This is a genomic window from Rossellomorea aquimaris (assembly GCF_001877785.1).
Lineage (GTDB): Bacteria > Bacillota > Bacilli > Bacillales > Bacillaceae_B > Rossellomorea > Rossellomorea aquimaris_A.
Window position 1 is genome coordinate 384,958 of record NZ_MINN01000074.1, and the last position, 17,091, is coordinate 402,048.

The window sequence follows — 17,091 nt, forward strand, 5'->3', positions numbered from 1 at the left end:
CTCAAATCATTAAAATCTCTCTAATATCATGTTCACTGAGCATAATCCCCTTTTTCTCTGAAGGGTCGATTATCTCTTGAATTATGTCCCTCTTCTTGTCCTGTAATTCACTCATCTTTTCTTCGATTGTCCCCTTTGCAACCAATTTGATCACTTGGACCACATTTTCCTGCCCCATACGGTGAGCCCGGTCTGCAGCCTGCTCTTCAACTGCAGGATTCCACCAGGTATCATAAAGAATTACGGTGTCTGCACTGTGCAGGTTAAGTCCGGTCCCGCCTGCCTTTAATGAAACAAGGAAGATATCTCTTTCCCCCTTATTATAGCGATTGCACAGGTTAAGGCGTTCTTCTGATGGTGTTTCGCCGTCCAGATAAAAGAATGATGTGTTTTTTTCCACAAGTTTTCTGCCAATCAGTAGAAGCATCTTCGTAAATTGAGAAAAAATCAGCACCCTCCTGCCTGACACCTTGGATTCATCCAGTAATTCCATCAGCAGCTCCATTTTTGCAGAGCTTCCTTTATAATCCTCCACAAACAATGCAGGGTGGCAGCATATTTGCCTCAAACGTGTGATTCCGGACAGTATTTTAATCTTATTTTTTCTTATAGTATCCTTATCCAGATGTTTGAGAGTGTCATGACGGAGTTTAGCCAAGTATGCAGCATAAATTTTCTTCTGCTCAGGAAGCAGTTCGACCGTTTCTCTCGTTTCAATTTTTTTCGGCAGTTCATGCAGTACATCCTCTTTCATTCTGCGAAGCATGAAAGGCTGGATTCTTCGGGAAATTGTTTTATTGGTGAGCTGGCTGTAATCTTTCAACCCCAGGAAAAGCTGAGGAAAAACCACATGGCAGATGGACCACAGTTCTTCAATTGAGTTTTCGACCGGAGTACCCGTAAGGGCGAATCGATGAACTGCCTCGATTTTCTTAACGGCCCGAGCCGTTTGAGTCACAGGATTTTTGAAAGCTTGAGCTTCATCGAAAAATGCAACGGAAAATTTCCGCTCTTCAAACCACCGGATGTCCTTGCGCAGTATCGAATAGGAGGTTATGACAACATCCACCTCTTGGATGGTTGACTGCAATCTCTTTCGGTTGTTTTTACTGCCGTCTAAAACCAATGTATTCGTTTCGGGGGTGAATTTCGTCATCTCATTCAGCCAATTATATGTCAGCGATGAAGGGCATACGATCAGTGCAGGTGTTTCATCCTTTCTGGACTCTTCTAAAATCGATTGAATGAATGCAATGCTCTGAATCGTCTTCCCGAGACCCATATCGTCGGCAAGAATGCCTCCAAACCCAAAATGAGCAAGGGTTTTCATCCATTTATAGCCTTTCTTCTGGTAATCCCTGAGTACATCATTAAGGATTTCAGGTACTTCAAACTCCATGCTTCCAGATTTATGCAGAGTGTCAAGGAACTCACGGAATGAGTTCTCCATTCTGAATCCTTTACTTCCATCGACCGTATCAATCAGTTCAATGCACTGAGTCATGGGAAGTTCGAGACCGTCTGCCAATGAAGATGAAGCGACCTCAGGGTTCTCCATAAAACGCTGGATTTCCCGGGATTCTTTTGTGTCCAGGGACAATAATGCACCGCTCCGCAGGCGAAAGTATTTCCTTTTCTCTTCGAGGGCGGCAAGCAACTCACGGATATCTGTTTCGTTTATTCCGTCCATTTGAAATTTAAACTCAAGCCAGTTCGTGCGTTCTTTACTAACCCTTATCCTGATTTGCGGCTTCGCGTTTCCTCGGAAAATCCTGTTCCTGACAGCCGTAGTGGCATAGACACTCGCTATTTTTTGAAGCTTTGGAAGTTGATAGTGAAGGAAATCAAATTCCAATTCTTCATTTTGGATCAGATAACCTCCTTCCGTCTTTGCGAATGAACTGTCATCCATAATAGCCAAAATTTCATTTTCCTGTTCGGTATCCCGTATAACAAGTGAACCAGTTGCATTGTCTTTTTCTTCTAATGGATTAATACTGATGTTTTCATATTGAAATTCAAGTCCCGCAAGCATCTTATTATGTACCCTGTCAAGGTAAAGCTTTGCTGTCAGGGGAGTTCTAATATAATGTTCAGTTAAAGATTTCGAAATTCTTACTTGACCAAGATTTTTCAGATGCGGAGCCACTTTTTCCAAGAAAAAAGCGATCTTTACTCTCGGGATGATAATTTCATCTTTGCCGGACGCAATCAGCATACTTTGCAATTCAGAAATCCTTTTGAAATCAGTATCATCCAGTGCGTACAGTGTCCCCCCGTCAAGTACCGAATTGTATGGAGAGAATAAAATCATACCGTTAAGCCCTGAGATACTTAATGTGTATCGATTCCCCCCCGATACGTCAAAGTTAAAAGTCAAAGGGAGATGCGAGGAAGAAATTTGAAAATTGGAATACTCCTTTCCCTGAAGTTCCACTGCCACTGACACTTTTTCCAGTTCAGGAATAATATCCTCCCATGAGGAAGGAGGCAGGATCAATGTCTCTTTGACTGACTCTTCAGCTTCTGTTAATTTATCTGTATAGATCCGCTCATCATCAAGTATGTTGATTAATCCGCTTACCACAGCCTCTGTTTCTCTCCGCAGACAGTGGTTATGTGTTGAATAAGTAAAACTGTTATTTATCTTAAACGGGCGTCCTTCTTTCAAAGCTTTTAAAAATCCCCGGATGTACCCGACAGGATGTCCGTTCACTGCAATTTCAACACCAATCAGATTCTGTCCTCCCCTCATTGAAACAGGCCGAAGGACAAAATCTATATTTAATACCTCTCTAGTTTCAAAATGAAGCTGTTCAATACGTGGAGGACTTTTTTTTTGCATATTAAAGAGATGCAAAAAGTCTTCTGATAAATCCTCTGCGGATGTATCCCCCGCCCCCTGAATTGCGATTAAAACCGCAGCTGTGTGTTGACATGATAGATTATATGATGCAAGTTTCGGGCAGCTGCATTCCGTTATCAAGTGACCGCCTTCGTCTTTTATTATGTTTACTTCGAATGTTTCGGCACCTCTTACTAAAGCCTTGCAATGATCTGCGCCATGGTCTTCTATTGTAACCTTGTTAGACCGGACATAAGCTTCTCCGCTTTTATAGGACACAGTCCCGCACATATCCTGAATGATCTTGGGATTAAGCTCGAAATTCATAGTATTCTCCTTCTAACTGCTATTACGATTATAGGATAGGTTGATTGTATCATATTTGAGGAATAAGACAGTTATAAATAAGTGATTTCAAAATGAAAGAGCCAGCCTCCTTGATGACTGGAGAGTGGCTCTTTCAGGATTATGTATTTTTCTAGGCAGGTTAATTGTAAGGGTGACTATTAAAAAATCTTTAGTTTCGTTTACTTCTCTTCCCCGGTATAAATTTGGAAGGAAACTCCGAACTTGTCAATCACAGAACCATACAGCGGGCTGAAGAATGTTTTCTGCAGCGGCATCGTCACTTCGCCTTCTTGCTGCAATCCGTCAAATAGTTTTTGTGAAGCTTCGGCATCGCTTGTCGTAATACACAATGTCACCTGGCTTCCAGTTGAATGAGGCTGCCCTGGGAATGTATCACTGAACATAATTTCAGACTCCCCGATCTTGATTGTCGCATGCATAATGCGGTCTTTAGCTTCTTCTGGAAGAGGAAATTCAGGATCTTCAGGACTCTCTGCAAAAGTCTGGGAGTATAGAACCTCGGCACCCAATGCTTCTTTATAGAAATTGATTGCTTCCCCTGCGTTCCCATCCATCACTAAGTATGGAAAAACTTGTACACCCATTTAATCAGCTCCCAAAAATAAATTACTTTCAGTTCGTGGCATTAAACCCCGGGATTCTGTATACATTCGCGATATCACCCATTACAAATTAATTATACTTTCAAGAACAAGTGTTCGCAATATATTTTTGTGTATTTTTAATTTTTAAAAACTTCTTCATATATTGAAGTGTTCTATTAACAGACCATTCCAAATAGGTATGACTAAGGAATCATTACCAGGAGGTCAGGTTTATGTTTGGTGCTGTTGAAGTCATTCCAATAAATAATATGATCAGCTTTGAGGATGTACACAGGCATCCTCAATCTTCCTGTTATTTAAGGGCAGGAAAAGTAATTAAAGTCTGTTTTCATTTAAATAAGCATTCCTCTGCCATTACTTATGACATTGACGGAGGATTTAAGAAATATGTAAATGTTGAGGATTGTTCTTCCCTTATATCCACAAAAAGGCAGAATTTATTTTATGATACTATGTTTGAAATAGGAAATGTCGTCCAGATAGAAATAGCAGGAGTGAAGCGGCACGCTGAAGTTGATTCAATCGAAGTCAAGTGGATTGGCAATCCCTGCATTGTCAGTTATGGCGTAAGGGACAGGACGGAAACTGTTTATTACGGAATTTCCGAAAAAGAATTAAAAAAATGGAATTCAGTGGAATTGTAAAGAGCTGCAAAATTAAATCTGCACTGATAAAAAAGGCTCGCTAAAGACTAAATCAACATTTTATGTTACCATATTTTAAAAAGCCGGCAGGGGGAATGCTTGTTGTCTGTAAATATAGAGAATACAAAAATGAATGATATCGCTCAATCTATCATTAAACTTAAAGATGAAATGGCAGATCAGAGAGCGTTTGATAATAAGGATAATTACTCAAATGCAATAAGTGGGGAATTAAAAGAATGGCGCCATAACCTGATTAATATTTATGCCCAATCAATAACTGAATCACTTGATACATCATACGATCATATTAATAAATGGGGAGAACAGGCAGTAAATCTTCTGATAGATTTAGATCTCCCATTAGATATCGCAATAGAAGAAATCAGGAATTACAGAGATAAAATCGGAAAAATCATAAGCGAAGAAGCTGAAGCACAGCAGCTTACGTATATTGAATTTTATAATGTACTTTCCCGATTTAATTCTGTAGTCGACCGGGCAGTTCACTGGCTCAGTATTTCTTATAGTAAAAAATACTATTCAAGAATTTATGCTGCCGAATCAGTTGCATTGGAACTCTCGGTGCCTGTTATCAAAGTCACCGATACTATCGGGATTCTTCCTTTAGTCGGTGATATTGATACAAAACGGGCTCATGAATTAATGGACAAAGCGCTCATAAAAGGGTCCGAGCTTGGACTTGATCATATCATCCTGGATTTATCAGGTGTTCCTATCATCGATACGATGGTTGCAGACCGGATTTTCAAAGTAATCGACGCCCTGGGTCTTTCCGGTATCCATGCCATTTTGACAGGCATTCGTCCAGAAATTGCCCAAACCATGATCAATCTGGGAATCAACATTTCAACGATCCCTATCTATTCAAGTCTTCACATCGCAATGAAGGCATTGCAGGAATAGTGACTGATTAAAAGGGGGAGAACCAGCAGATTGGTTCTCCCCCTTTTATTAATCATAATACTTTACAATCTCAAACACGACTGCAAGCATTGGAAGTGGCAGCTCGCCCTCTTTTGCGTCGATAAAAACCTTTCGTGGTGGAAGCTTTCGTTGGAAAGTGATTAAAGCACTCTCTCTGTTTCCACTATGAAACTTTATCACCCCATATTTAAGGTCACTTGAAACTTCGATTATTCCACCTTTAAAAGGGAATGACAAGTCAATGTACCTTCGTTTTTCTGAATAACTATTTATTTTAAAACTATCCTTGATTTCACCTTCTCTGACTTCAACTTCCCAGCTGCTATGAAGGAATTTTTCTTTACCTTTTATATTTTTGACGGTGATTACCAGACTCTCATCATGATTCTTGCCAATCAGCTTAATATGATTACGCGGCGAAAAGAAAGCAAATATCTGCTCTAGTCTGGTGATGAAGATCCGTTGTACGGATCCTGCATAATTCGTCTTTACGTCAATGATTTCAGCAGGTTTTTCTGAAATCCTAAAACGGTTCTCATAGAAGATGGCTTTGTCCGCAATCTTTCCGTCCCCTCCTGTTTGTAAATTCTTCTCAGCCCTTGTCACCCAATATCCTACCCCCACAAACAATATAAATACGATGATGACCATGATGTAAAACCATGATGGAACAATTCCTGATGAGTACATTGCTGCTGCCTCCCTCTCTTATTTCATGTTGACCCTCGTTACAGCTTTAAAACTTTATAGTGCCTGAGGGAAGTATTAAATTGGTATCTATTTGAACTTTTTTAATACGTCGTTTACGTTAAGTCTCCAAATCATATGATGGTTTCCTTCACCCCAATAATTTTTCAGACAATAAAGCGGAGTTCCAAACTTTCTTTTCCAGATATTTTGAGATTGACGAAACCCGCTGTCCAGGCAAACCTCCGTTATTCCTTTATTAAGAAGAAGCAGGAACATTTCTTGCATCATTAAATTCCCTATCCCCTTTTGTTGATAAGCTGGATCAACGAATACAGTACCTACTTCATATTGATATCTGAAGGTTTTATCTGTACCATTAATGATGAGCTGACTCGGCGGACCATATTCAATGGTACCTATGATTCTTTGTCCATTAATCGCAATAAGGAAATAACGTTCTATTCCCCCACTTTGCAAATCGGCTTCTAAGTAAGATTTCTTCGTATTGATTTCCTGTTCCAGATCATCAGCGTTAGCCTCAATTTGCTCTTTTAGAAAAGTATCTGTAATCACTATTTTGAAAAAACGGTGTAAATAATCAATATCACTGTACTCAGGTCTTCTAATCTCTATATTCAACATAGGATCTCCTTCGCATATTGCATATTGAGGCAGAACTGCCATCTATTTAATATTCATACCTATTAAAATAATTCTCATATAAAATAATCATATACTATTTATGTAAGGAGCGAGAAACGTGAACTTGACTTATGAAGTCTTGCCTGAGGATAAAGTTGACTGCCTGCGGGATAGCTGCAATGAGCTGATGAAATTCCAACAATCAGCCGCTTCAATAAGACCTGAGCTTTTCGATGATATGAGCTTTGAGACAAGATTGATACCATCTATTGAAAAAGCCATACAAAATTTCATCGTAGTCGTTAAAGACGCTGACCGTATTGTGGGGTATGTTTATTCGAATATCTCTCCAAAGGAAACTTACTCAAATGATTTTGCCACTTTTTTTGACATGGCAACTGTCAGAAAACCTTATGTAGGATGTCTCTCACAGTTTTATATTAAAGAAGGGTATAGAAAATATGGAATCGGCTCGAGGCTTTTTGGAATGTCGATGGATTGGCTGAACCATTTCAATGAAGTTGATGACGTCTTCATCTTTGTTTCAAACGGAAATATGGCTGCGCTTGAATTTTATAAGAGAAAAGGATTTACAGTCAGTCACGAGATCCTTGGCGGATTCATTACAGTTTTAAGAAACTAAACTTCCTTGTTTAAAGTGGGCTTGAAGCTGACTGCATAAGAAAAGGAGTCTTAATAGGCAGACTCCCAATTCTAAAAATGCGGCAGATTGTTAAGGTTGTTTTCTTCTATTCCATCCGGTTCACTGCGGATAATGTCCCTTCCGTATCTGTGAAAGACATCTACATGCGCCAGCTTCCCTTTTTTTGCTTCCTCAAGAGCTGTCAGGTAATCAAGTTCCCGTCCGCTTTCTGTCTTAAAAGCGATAATATCATCGTCCCCATTCTTGCGGATGGCCACGATTTTTTCTGCAGCTGAATCAGCAGATTCTGCCGGTTCCTGTTGAAGATGATGTGCAGCTTCCTGTTTGTATTGTTCATAAATTTGTTCAAAATTCTTGTTTTCCAAAATTACACCTCCCGAACATATGTTTAGTATGGGCGGGAGGCGTTGCTTTTATGATTGGATTAACAAAAAACAACGAACTCGGTTTACATAATAAAGTTATGATATATTATAAAAACAAAAATCTATTTACCAGGTTCAAGTACCAGATACTCCCTTAACGTCTGCTGTAATGTACCTTTGATCAGCCCTTCCTTATGAAAACTGACGCCTGAATGAATCATCTTTTTTACCAGATCAGCGCGCAATCCGGTCATGACAGCTTCGCACCCCATCATATTGATGCCTCCTAATAACCTTTTAAGATGGACGATAATGTCAATTTCCATCTCTGCTACCCCTGACATATCAATGATCAAGGTCTGAATTTTCAATGAAGCAATATTCATTAATATTTTTTCTTCAATCGTTTGTATCCTATAGGAATCAATCGTTCCAATCAGTGGAAGTACGGCTATCATAGAACTGATAGGGATGATAGGAACCGATAAATGTTCAACGAGCTTTCTTTGAGATAAGAGCTGCCGGTCCTTATAGTCTGAATAGCTTATAAAAAAGTTGTTCAAGAAGCGGTCGACATTATCATTGATCCTTTTTTCTAATTCGTAGAACTGTTCCCGTTCTGATAGAGCTTCATGCTTTTTGTCGAATTTATAAAGAAAGTGCCATAAAGTACGTCTTATCGCCTGCACCCATTCAAGCTTAAAGGAAAGGGTAAGTGAATGCTCTGCCCAGGCAACGCCTTCGATTTTAGCAAATTCCTCCAATTCTTTTTCATGGCTCTCGGCGATATAAACCACGAGTTTTTCTGCATTCTTAAGAAGATCAATATTCCCTTTTTTTAAAATATCATTGATCTTACTTCCAACGTTTACAGCTTCAGATAGCAGTTTTTCCTGAAAATTTTTCCGATTTGCCACTATGAATGCTGAAATTTCCTTCTTGTTCTCGAAAGTGGTACCCATAGAAAAACTCCCCTTTGAAATAGATTGTACATGGTATATATTCGCTCTAGATGAAAGAAAATCCTTCCTGAGACAAAGTCCACAATTGAAAGAGGCCAATGACTTATACAAATGAGGATAAACATTCAATCTTTATTCCCCTGGAAGCTTATAATTAAATGCATTAGTATTATCTGAAGCTAAATGGTCATTATTCATGGATCTTTCAATAAAAAGAAGAAGCATAAGCAAATTCGCTATACTTCTTCATACCTGCTGACTTGCTATTGGAGCTTGCGTACAAGCTACTTTGAGTAGTTCAGTCTTTTCTTCTTCTCGCTGTTTATCAATTCAGGAAACTGCTTTTCCACCAGTAAAGTCGTTTCATCGATTAAATCAGTAAGAGCCGCTACACTGTTCTCCGGTTTGCCCGATAGAATTTCAGTTAATCTTTCATATAGATTATCAGGTCTAAACTCCATTAGCGCAATACTATTCTGCATCCACTTAAATGCCGGATGGTGAACATACATTTTATTCAAGCCGAATAAAACACCAAGAAGTTTCTTCGCTGCATCACATATTACACTATACAACATAAGCCAGTCCTGCCGATTCAATAGCGCTTTTCGATTATGCCACCGGTTACCAAAGTCCAAATTTTCAAGAATCATTTCTTTAGCTAACTTCTCCGGATATGTATGGAGAATATTCTTCAATTGAGTGATTTTCTCTTCCCCAAATAACGACTGACCATAATAAACCGAGGATGCAATACATTGTTTATCGTAATCAGTCTCACTCCGGCTTACTACATCTTCAATCATCTTTTCGACGGATGAAGTTAGATAACTGCTGATTTCGAATTTCACACCTTCTCTTGTCACATATGCTTCTGACCATTCTTCATCTTCGTAAGGATGATAGGAAAGAATTTTACCGTTTACTTTGTTTATTGGGGAGAGCCGATCATCGTCGGTCGGAGGATCATTCCAGAAAATATGCAATTCGATATCCGAATGCTCATCTTGCCAGCCCCGTGACACAGAACCAGCAAGAAGGATGGATTCCACCTTTGGGTTTTGCTGATAAATCTTTGCCCTTTCAACTGATTGTTTTTTAAAAATGTCCATTATGACTTTTCCTCACTCCAACGTTTTATAAATTCATTTCATATCACTTGGTCTTGTTGCTTCCCCCTTATACGTATATATCCAGGTAACAATCGTGGTACTGTCCCTCACCCCATTTAATTCGATTCTGTTCATCAGCTTATACACTCCCTCTTCTAACGAAGCATCACAGAATTCAGCTTGAATACGTTCAGGGGCTTCATATACTTTACCAGGGCATTCCGTCAGTCCGTCAGTAGTCAAGAATATATGATTATCACCTGGCCTCAGCTCTTTCACTCCTGTACTGTAGCTTGGTACAAGTTTATTATAAGTACTGTTATTTCCAACCCATTCAAAGAAACTTCGATGATTCTGTTGATATTCACCCAGCGCGGTCAATTCTGGATGGAATATATGCAGAATACAATCACCAATGGAAAACCACCATATAAAATTTTCTTTTCTCAAAACGAATAAACAAGCAGTTTCACCTTGTACCTTGCTTGATTGCATTATGAAATCATCACTGAGGAATGTGTGCATTAAAAAGTTCTGCAAATCAATGAAGGATTCAGGAAGCTGCTTATTTATCATTTCATGGATACTCTCTTGATTGCTTTCAATAGTGTTAAGTACGAGTTCAACACTTTCAGCTGAATCATGACCATCGAGAATGGCAGCAAACTCCCATTCTCCTGGAGAACACCATACAAGGCAGCCATCTTCATTTTTGTACTGACCTGCAGATGAATTCCCTCCAAACTGCCCAATTACTACTTTATTGATGGATTGTATAAAAATTTCATCGACATAGTTGTTATAGCTGCCAACCCAGCTATATTTCTCCATAAGTATTCTCCTTTATTGTCCTCAGCCATTTAAAAGTTTAGACATATAATATTCATCATGGAAATCACCGTTTATATTCAAAGAATTCCTTTTTGTGCCTTCTACTTCAAAGCCGCGCTTTTTGTAGAGTCCGATTCCAAGGGTGTTGCCGGTAACAGCTGTCAGCTCTAACCTTGAAATCCCGTGTTTCCCTGCCCATTCTTCGACAGCCTCAAATAGTGATGTCCCCGCTCCCTGTCCTCTGAACTCCTTTAATATGCCAACTGCGAGATATGCAGAATGTCTGGTCCTTTTCGCAGAGCCCCCAAGCGCAAAAAGGTATCCTATCATGATGCCGTCTTTCTCGGCAGTTAATATTACTGCATTTTCCTGCGATTCAAACCTTTCAATCATCTTTATTTGTTTCTCCAGGGTCATTTGACGTTCACCTGGTTCCATCAGCATGAATTCGGACTGATTCTCAACATTCTTGATTAAATGCATTAATTTTTCTGCTTCTTCTTTTTTTACTGCTCTAATAATGATCATAAGTACACTCCATCTATTTTTCTATCAATTATTACCTACCAATTTACTACCGGTTTATCTAATTGAGGCTTAAACCCAAGTTCTTTTGAAGCAGCCATAATAAACTCTTTGCGGAAATAATAACTGCGGTGATAGACAATTTTATCATTCTCGATCTCATGATATTGGATGTCGTGAATTTCAGGTACCTCGCCATTATCATTAAATACAACAATGACCTCCTTATCCCAAAGCAATTGCCTCTCAGCACGGTAGCCTGGCAGGCCGTACTTCAATGAACCTGAACGCATCTCTGACTTGGTGAATTCCTGAAAACCCAAGCCCGCTTCATTATGTGCCGTATCACTGAGCAGCTCTAGGATCCCTTCTACGTTTCCTTCATTTAGGGCGGTTAAATAAACCTCTATCACCTGGCTCTTATCAATTGGTTGACCTTTTTTTCGAAATTCATCCCGCGGCGGATGTTCTTTTATTTCCTTTTTCATTCTCCTTACTGTGGCATATACCGCTCCCCTTGTAGTGTGAACCATCCCTGCTGTTTCTTCGGCAGTAAACGAAAATACCTCTTTATAAAATCCTCCTATTTTCGTTCTCATTTATATAACGAATAAGAAGCGTGAAATTGTACTTGATTCACGAAATGATTTTTCATAAAGGGTCCTTTCCCTTTTAAGTTATTTCTTGATCATCATTTCTTTAAAAGCCGGGCTCAACTCACTCCAGACATCAAACGTGTTACCATCCGGGTCTGTAAATATAAAATTCCTGCCTGCATGACCCCTGTTCTCTATTTCCCCAACAGTCACCCCTTTTTGAATAAATTCATCATGAAGCGAATTCAGTGCTTCCATGCCTTCTACTTCAAAGGTTACCGAAAATCTCATACGCCCATTATGGTCCTTAAAGTTGGCCGTTTCCCCTTCCTTAGATTTAACAAGGAACAAGCTGTGATTTGCCAAATCAAGAATCGCTTTCTCTTCGTCTCTATATTTCAAGACAGCATCCAGGTTCACTGAATACCAGGAAACAGCTTTTTCCACTTCACTTACGGGAATATAGGTAGTACCCACTCTCAATAAGGTGTGTCCCATTACATTAACCCCTCTCAACAAATTTGTATTTATTGAATTTTCCATTATCAGAAGAATACCTTAAGATATTCCGGTCTTCAGGTACGCCCTCAAAATAAGCTCCTATTCCTCCTGTGGTGCACTTGTGGCCGGATAAAAGAATATTCACTCCTTGGTCAGGATGCTTTCTCTGTAGCTCCGCCATAAAACTAAAAATTCTCTTTAAAAAGTCCTGGATATCCTCCATTCCGCTATATACATTTCTGTCAGGCAGGATTCCATCTAACATGACTTCTTGCTTTCTTAACCCATCTGCTTCCCCTAAATCAAATACATCCAGTCGCTGCTCAATGATCGGCTTCATACCTGTTGAAATCTCAGCAGTCTGAATGGCTCTTTCCTGCGGTGAAGAAAAAACATAGTCGAATGCAGTATCTGTGAAAACTTCTCTTAATGCTTCTGCCTGCTTAATACCATCTTGGTTTAATGACTTTCCATTCCTGCCCTGCAGCCGTCCTTCTTTGTTTAAATCAGTCTGTCCGTGCCTGACAACATAAAGCAAGGTCATTCCTCCTCCATCTTACGAAATGAATAGATTGAATAATTTCCATATTAGTATAAAATAGTTCATATGGAAAATAAAGGCGATTATTGAACCGGAGTTATAATGGAATTGGAGAGCAAAATTTATGATTAATCTATTTTCATATAATTGGCAAGTCCGGGAAGAGTGGTTCAAATGGTTTAAGTCATTGCCTGAAGAAGAATTAATAAAGCCGCGAATCGGAGGTATGGGCTGTATACTGCATAACCTGCTGCATGTGATTAATTGCGAAAGGATATGGATCAGCCAAATATCCGGGTCTCCGTGTGCGCCATAAGAATATAATGATTCTCAAACTCTGGAAGTAATTAATGATTATTCTAATAGAACTAAAATAAACACCATAAATTTATTGAAGATAGGTAAGCCCTGAATGAAAAGACATTGTCGGTTACGATACGGAATGGCAATACTTATGACTTTCCTTTAAAAAAAGTTCTTTTCCATATTGTTACACATGAAGTCCATCATATTGGACAGCTTTCTGTATGGTCCCGGGAAACCGGCAGATTATTTTTGCATTATATAAAGGCACATCTGTTATTTTGATTTACAGGGATGAATTACCCCCATACTCACTCTTCAATACACTAAAAACAGCAGAATCCCGCCAACCGCTTTTGATCAAGAGGTTTTCACGCAGGATCCCTTCCTTTTTCATGCCTATCTTCTCTAATACTTTGTAAGAAGCTTTATTATTGGGATCACAGGTAGCTTGTATACGGTGTAAATTAAAGTGATTAAATCCTATGCTGATCACCTGTTCAGCCGCCTCCGTGGCCATGCCTTTACCCCAGTAATCAGGATGAATGATGTACCCAATCTCACCATTTCGATGGTGAAAATCGTGTATTTTCAGTTCCGCGGCTCCTGCCAAGCGGCCATCTATCTTATTCACAAGAGCAAGCATGTACCTGGTCCGCGGATGTTTATTATTGTCAGTCAGTACTTCACTAACGAACGCCATCGTGTCCTCGGCAGTATTCGGTCCCCAGGGCTGATATCTGCAAACCTCTTCTTGTGATGCGTATTCATGGACCCCTTTCCAGTCACTTTCCATCAATTCACGAAATATCAGGCGCTTTGTTGTCAGTAAATGATCAGGAATTGTCATGATTCATTCCTCCTCTAAAATTGAATTCACTAAATTACCGAACTGCTTGATATCTCTTAGATAATCGTATCCGGGTGGATTTCCACGCTTATTATACATACGTACAGCGACCGCGTCGTATTTAGGGATGACCAGGCATGTACAACCTGATGCACCAAGAATTTGATAAGAACCGGAAGGTAATTCCTCCCCCAGCTCACTTTTTTCAAGTCCATTCTCATTGCGGAACCAAAAAAACCCATTCTGAGGAACATCTTTTAGTTGTGATGGGGTTTGAATCGAAGTCGTAATATTAAAAAGCGCTTCGGGAAGAACTTGTTGGTTTCCAATTCGTCCTTTTTTCAAATGAAAATATCCCCAATGAGCGAGCTCTCTGGAACTGACAAACAAATTTCTTTCAAATCCAGATTGCTCTTCAAGCCGGATACTTGGTTGATTTTGTTCGTTCACATCGGCCGTGAGGTGCGGGCCGGGTTCCGATTCCCATCCGGTTTCTCTTAACTGGAGAGGAGTAAACACATATTCCTTGAGTATTTCACTTACCGTGGAACCTGATACTTTCAAAATGATTTTATATAGCAGAGACAGACCAGCACCATTGTAGTCCCAAACTGTCCCCGGTGGAGCTGAGTTAAGAACTTCCGTTAGATCGTCATTCAGGCCATGTGTATGGGTGACAAGGTGACGGATCGTTATACCGTCCCAAAGTTCATTCTCACCCAGATAAGAAGATACCGGTATATCTATATCATCTATTTTACCTTCATGAATCAAAATGGCCGTTGCAAGGCCGATGTAGCTTTTACGTACGGAAAAAACATTGAAACGGGTATATTCATCTATTAATCTATATGAATATGGATCCCTTCCTTCATACCATTCCCCTATCACTTCACCTCCCTGGATTATGTATACGGAGCTTGCGGAAGCTGAAATCTGATTTTTTACCTGTTTGACATAACTGTATAGTCTCTGCATTTCTTTACGTTCATTAATTGTCAGTTGCTGTTGGATTTTATTCATACTTTCTTATCACCAGATGAATTATTTTTCTTACCCCTATTGGCTGCCGCAATCCCTGCAATGATAGGGATGCAAATAATGATCCAAGTCGAGTAACTCATGATAACCTCTCCTATGTATATACATTGTCATTCATGTCCCAACTAAATTTTACCATACAAATGCACGAAATTCTCTGATTACTGCACTAACTCACGGTGTCTTATTCACAATATGTTTCGAGATCAATTGAATATAAACTTAAATTTTCAAAAAAATTAAAATATTTTAACTTCAAAGTGTAATAACTTGAAAAAACATGCTTATAATGATTATAATAATCTTAATCAATAATCAAGGAGTGGATGGATTGAATGGACACCCACAGGAGTAAAAAAATTTCTAAACTTTACAGAAAGATGATTACTTCTGAAAAGACGAAGGCCTTCCTGATCTATAAAGGCCTCGATAAGAAAACAAAAGAGGAATTGCATACGTTCATGAAAGATATGAATTCACCTCATTATGAAATGCTCATAGATAAAACCATCTGATAATATTCATTTACAACCACATAAATTATTCAGGAAATGCAAAAAGACTTGAGTCATTCAAGTCTTTTTTGCTGTCATTTAATTCTTTTTACATCTAAATAATGAATATGATGACCATCGCCTTCATGTACCGAAAACAAAAAGCCGTTATCTGTTTTGATCTCATTATTCTGTTGAGTCATACATTCCTCAAGATACCATCCTCCTATCGTATCGATGCTGACATGATAGATATCCGTGTCAAGCAGTTCATTCACTTCGTGAAGAAGCAGCTTTGCGTCGATGATGTAATGGTTTTCATCTATTTTCTGAATTTCAGGGATTTCATCCTCGTCAAATTCATCCCTTATCTCACCTACAATTTCTTCAATGATATCCTCAACCGTCACCAAACCTGAAGTACCGCCATATTCATCCAGGAGAAGCGCAATATGAACTCGTTCTTTTTGCATTTTGACCAACAGGTCATGGATGGGTATGGTTTCAATCACCCTTATGATAGGATTGATGAATGGTTCAAGACTGTCTTCTTCAAAATTCTTCATCATGTTTGCAGTTAAGAATTCCTTCACATTGATAAACCCGTGTACATGATCTTTGTCCCCATCCTCTACTACGGGGTAACGGGTGTAATGCTCGGAAGATATAATACGCTTGACTTCTTCAAATGCCGCATCTTTAGAGATGGTCACCATCTCGGTCCTCGGTACCATAATTTCACGTGCAATGCGTTCATCAAATTCAAAAATGTTATTTACATATTTAAGTTCGGATTTATTGATTTCTCCACTCTCGTAGCTTTCTGACAGCAGGATCCGAAGTTCCTCTTCAGAATGGGCCAATTCATGTTCAGATGCCTGTTCTATGCCAAATACTCTTACAACCATTCTTGCTGAACCATTCAACAGCCAGATAAATGGAAACATCATTTTATAAAAGAGGATGATCGGACCCGAAAAAATGAGGGTGATCGCTTCTGCTTTTTGTATGGCTACAGTCTTCGGTGCAAGTTCACCTATAACTACATGCAAAAATGTAACCAGGGAAAATGCTATCCCGAATGATAAGATTTCAGTCAATGACTCGTTTAACTGAAAATATTCAAAAATAGGATGCAGCAATGCCTCAATTGTGGGTTCACCCAGCCAGCCAAGTCCCAAAGCGGTGACAGTGATCCCCAGTTGACAAGCAGAAAGGTATTCATCAAGATGCGAGACTACCTTCTTAGCGGAGATTGCGCCTTTCTTTCCTTCAGTTATGAGCTGGTCAATTTTCGATGTCCTTACTTTTACAATTGCAAATTCTGTCGCAACAAAGAATGCAGTCAGTGCTATTAGTAATATAAGCAGAAATAGATTCAGTGCCATTATGAAAAGTCCGCCTCCATGTATATAAATATAAGATAATTGCCGGCCACCCGCACTTATTCATTCCACTAAACTTGTGCTTTAATACCATTCCTTGTCACCGGACTTGTAATCAAATGGAATTAATTAGCCAAGGTGCATGTGTATGAATTAAGGTCCGCGGCCAAATACTTTG

General features: G+C 39.3%; 21 protein-coding genes. 6 read left to right on the forward strand and 15 right to left on the reverse strand.

Features of this window, described 5'->3' with window-relative positions; genetic code table 11:
- Position 1: 1 nt before the first annotated feature.
- Together BHE18_RS05805 and BHE18_RS05810 are read right to left on the reverse strand one after the other, a co-directional pair.
- Positions 2 to 3,172, reverse strand: coding sequence for a DEAD/DEAH box helicase (locus tag BHE18_RS05805; protein WP_071617657.1), 3,171 nt, complete (start codon positions 3,170 to 3,172; stop codon positions 2 to 4).
- A 200-nt stretch (positions 3,173 to 3,372) separates the two neighbouring features.
- A complete protein-coding gene (locus BHE18_RS05810; protein WP_071617658.1) occupies positions 3,373 to 3,798 on the reverse strand; it encodes a VOC family protein in 426 nt (141 codons plus the stop codon).
- A gap of 233 nt (positions 3,799 to 4,031) precedes the next feature.
- Here BHE18_RS05810 and BHE18_RS05815 point away from each other — a divergent pair, with 233 nt between their 5' ends.
- Entirely contained in the window at positions 4,032 to 4,463 is a 432-nt protein-coding gene (locus tag BHE18_RS05815; protein WP_071617659.1) for a hypothetical protein, read from the forward strand.
- Between the two features lie 102 nt (positions 4,464 to 4,565).
- Positions 4,566 to 5,390, forward strand: a complete 825-nt coding sequence (locus BHE18_RS05820) for an STAS domain-containing protein (RefSeq protein WP_083573636.1) — start codon at positions 4,566 to 4,568, stop codon at positions 5,388 to 5,390.
- A 48-nt stretch (positions 5,391 to 5,438) separates the two neighbouring features.
- Here the strand turns inward: BHE18_RS05820 and BHE18_RS05825 are convergent, their stop codons facing one another.
- Complete coding sequence (locus BHE18_RS05825) at positions 5,439 to 6,101, reverse strand: tubby C-terminal domain-like protein (protein ID WP_071617660.1); 663 nt, start codon at positions 6,099 to 6,101, stop codon at positions 5,439 to 5,441.
- Between the two features lie 87 nt (positions 6,102 to 6,188).
- Complete coding sequence (locus BHE18_RS05830) at positions 6,189 to 6,743, reverse strand: GNAT family N-acetyltransferase (protein ID WP_071617661.1); 555 nt, start codon at positions 6,741 to 6,743, stop codon at positions 6,189 to 6,191.
- Between the two features lie 118 nt (positions 6,744 to 6,861).
- Here BHE18_RS05830 and BHE18_RS05835 point away from each other — a divergent pair, with 118 nt between their 5' ends.
- Complete coding sequence (locus BHE18_RS05835) at positions 6,862 to 7,386, forward strand: GNAT family N-acetyltransferase (RefSeq protein WP_071617662.1); 525 nt, start codon at positions 6,862 to 6,864, stop codon at positions 7,384 to 7,386.
- A gap of 71 nt (positions 7,387 to 7,457) precedes the next feature.
- Here BHE18_RS05835 and BHE18_RS05840 read toward each other — a convergent pair whose 3' ends face one another.
- The 8 genes from BHE18_RS05840 to BHE18_RS05875 all read right to left on the reverse strand — a co-directional run bounded on the left by BHE18_RS05840 (position 7,458) and on the right by BHE18_RS05875 (position 12,837).
- Positions 7,458 to 7,772, reverse strand: coding sequence for a DUF3892 domain-containing protein (locus tag BHE18_RS05840; RefSeq protein WP_071617663.1), 315 nt, complete (start codon positions 7,770 to 7,772; stop codon positions 7,458 to 7,460).
- Between the two features lie 122 nt (positions 7,773 to 7,894).
- Positions 7,895 to 8,734: an STAS domain-containing protein gene (locus BHE18_RS05845; protein WP_071617664.1), complete on the reverse strand. Its 840-nt coding sequence runs from the start codon at positions 8,732 to 8,734 to the stop codon at positions 7,895 to 7,897.
- Positions 8,735 to 9,018: 284 nt separating this feature from the next.
- A complete protein-coding gene (locus BHE18_RS22850; RefSeq protein ID WP_071617665.1) occupies positions 9,019 to 9,846 on the reverse strand; it encodes a DUF4037 domain-containing protein in 828 nt (275 codons plus the stop codon).
- Between the two features lie 33 nt (positions 9,847 to 9,879).
- Positions 9,880 to 10,677, reverse strand: a complete 798-nt coding sequence (locus tag BHE18_RS22855) for a protein phosphatase 2C domain-containing protein (protein ID WP_171910664.1) — start codon at positions 10,675 to 10,677, stop codon at positions 9,880 to 9,882.
- A 21-nt stretch (positions 10,678 to 10,698) separates the two neighbouring features.
- On the reverse strand, positions 10,699 to 11,205 hold the full coding sequence (locus BHE18_RS05860; RefSeq protein ID WP_328585871.1) for a GNAT family N-acetyltransferase: 507 nt from the start codon (positions 11,203 to 11,205) through the stop codon (positions 10,699 to 10,701).
- 35 nt (positions 11,206 to 11,240) lie between these two features.
- On the reverse strand, positions 11,241 to 11,690 hold the full coding sequence (locus BHE18_RS05865) for a hypothetical protein (protein ID WP_071617667.1): 450 nt from the start codon (positions 11,688 to 11,690) through the stop codon (positions 11,241 to 11,243).
- A 189-nt stretch (positions 11,691 to 11,879) separates the two neighbouring features.
- Positions 11,880 to 12,296 carry a VOC family protein gene (locus BHE18_RS05870; protein WP_071617668.1) on the reverse strand — a complete coding sequence of 139 codons (417 nt, stop codon included), beginning with the start codon at positions 12,294 to 12,296 and terminating at the stop codon, positions 11,880 to 11,882.
- A 4-nt stretch (positions 12,297 to 12,300) separates the two neighbouring features.
- A complete protein-coding gene (locus BHE18_RS05875) occupies positions 12,301 to 12,837 on the reverse strand; it encodes a histidine phosphatase family protein (RefSeq protein ID WP_071617669.1) in 537 nt (178 codons plus the stop codon).
- A gap of 127 nt (positions 12,838 to 12,964) precedes the next feature.
- Here BHE18_RS05875 and BHE18_RS23935 point away from each other — a divergent pair, with 127 nt between their 5' ends.
- Positions 12,965 to 13,156: a DinB family protein gene (locus tag BHE18_RS23935; protein ID WP_083573637.1), complete on the forward strand. Its 192-nt coding sequence runs from the start codon at positions 12,965 to 12,967 to the stop codon at positions 13,154 to 13,156.
- A gap of 107 nt (positions 13,157 to 13,263) precedes the next feature.
- Complete coding sequence (locus BHE18_RS23940) at positions 13,264 to 13,428, forward strand: DinB family protein (RefSeq protein WP_171910665.1); 165 nt, start codon at positions 13,264 to 13,266, stop codon at positions 13,426 to 13,428.
- A 1-nt stretch (position 13,429) separates the two neighbouring features.
- On the opposite strand, the gene BHE18_RS05885 is transcribed toward BHE18_RS23940, so the two are convergent.
- Both BHE18_RS05885 and BHE18_RS05890 read right to left on the reverse strand, forming a co-directional pair.
- Positions 13,430 to 13,993 carry a GNAT family N-acetyltransferase gene (locus BHE18_RS05885; RefSeq protein ID WP_071617670.1) on the reverse strand — a complete coding sequence of 188 codons (564 nt, stop codon included), beginning with the start codon at positions 13,991 to 13,993 and terminating at the stop codon, positions 13,430 to 13,432.
- A 3-nt stretch (positions 13,994 to 13,996) separates the two neighbouring features.
- Entirely contained in the window at positions 13,997 to 15,016 is a 1,020-nt protein-coding gene (locus BHE18_RS05890; RefSeq protein WP_071617671.1) for a serine hydrolase domain-containing protein, read from the reverse strand.
- A 353-nt stretch (positions 15,017 to 15,369) separates the two neighbouring features.
- On the opposite strand from BHE18_RS05890, the gene BHE18_RS05895 reads away from it, so the two are divergent.
- Entirely contained in the window at positions 15,370 to 15,549 is a 180-nt protein-coding gene (locus BHE18_RS05895; protein ID WP_071617672.1) for a hypothetical protein, read from the forward strand.
- A 74-nt stretch (positions 15,550 to 15,623) separates the two neighbouring features.
- Here the strand turns inward: BHE18_RS05895 and BHE18_RS05900 are convergent, their stop codons facing one another.
- Entirely contained in the window at positions 15,624 to 16,919 is a 1,296-nt protein-coding gene (locus BHE18_RS05900) for a hemolysin family protein (protein WP_141771814.1), read from the reverse strand.
- Positions 16,920 to 17,091: the final 172 nt, after the last annotated feature.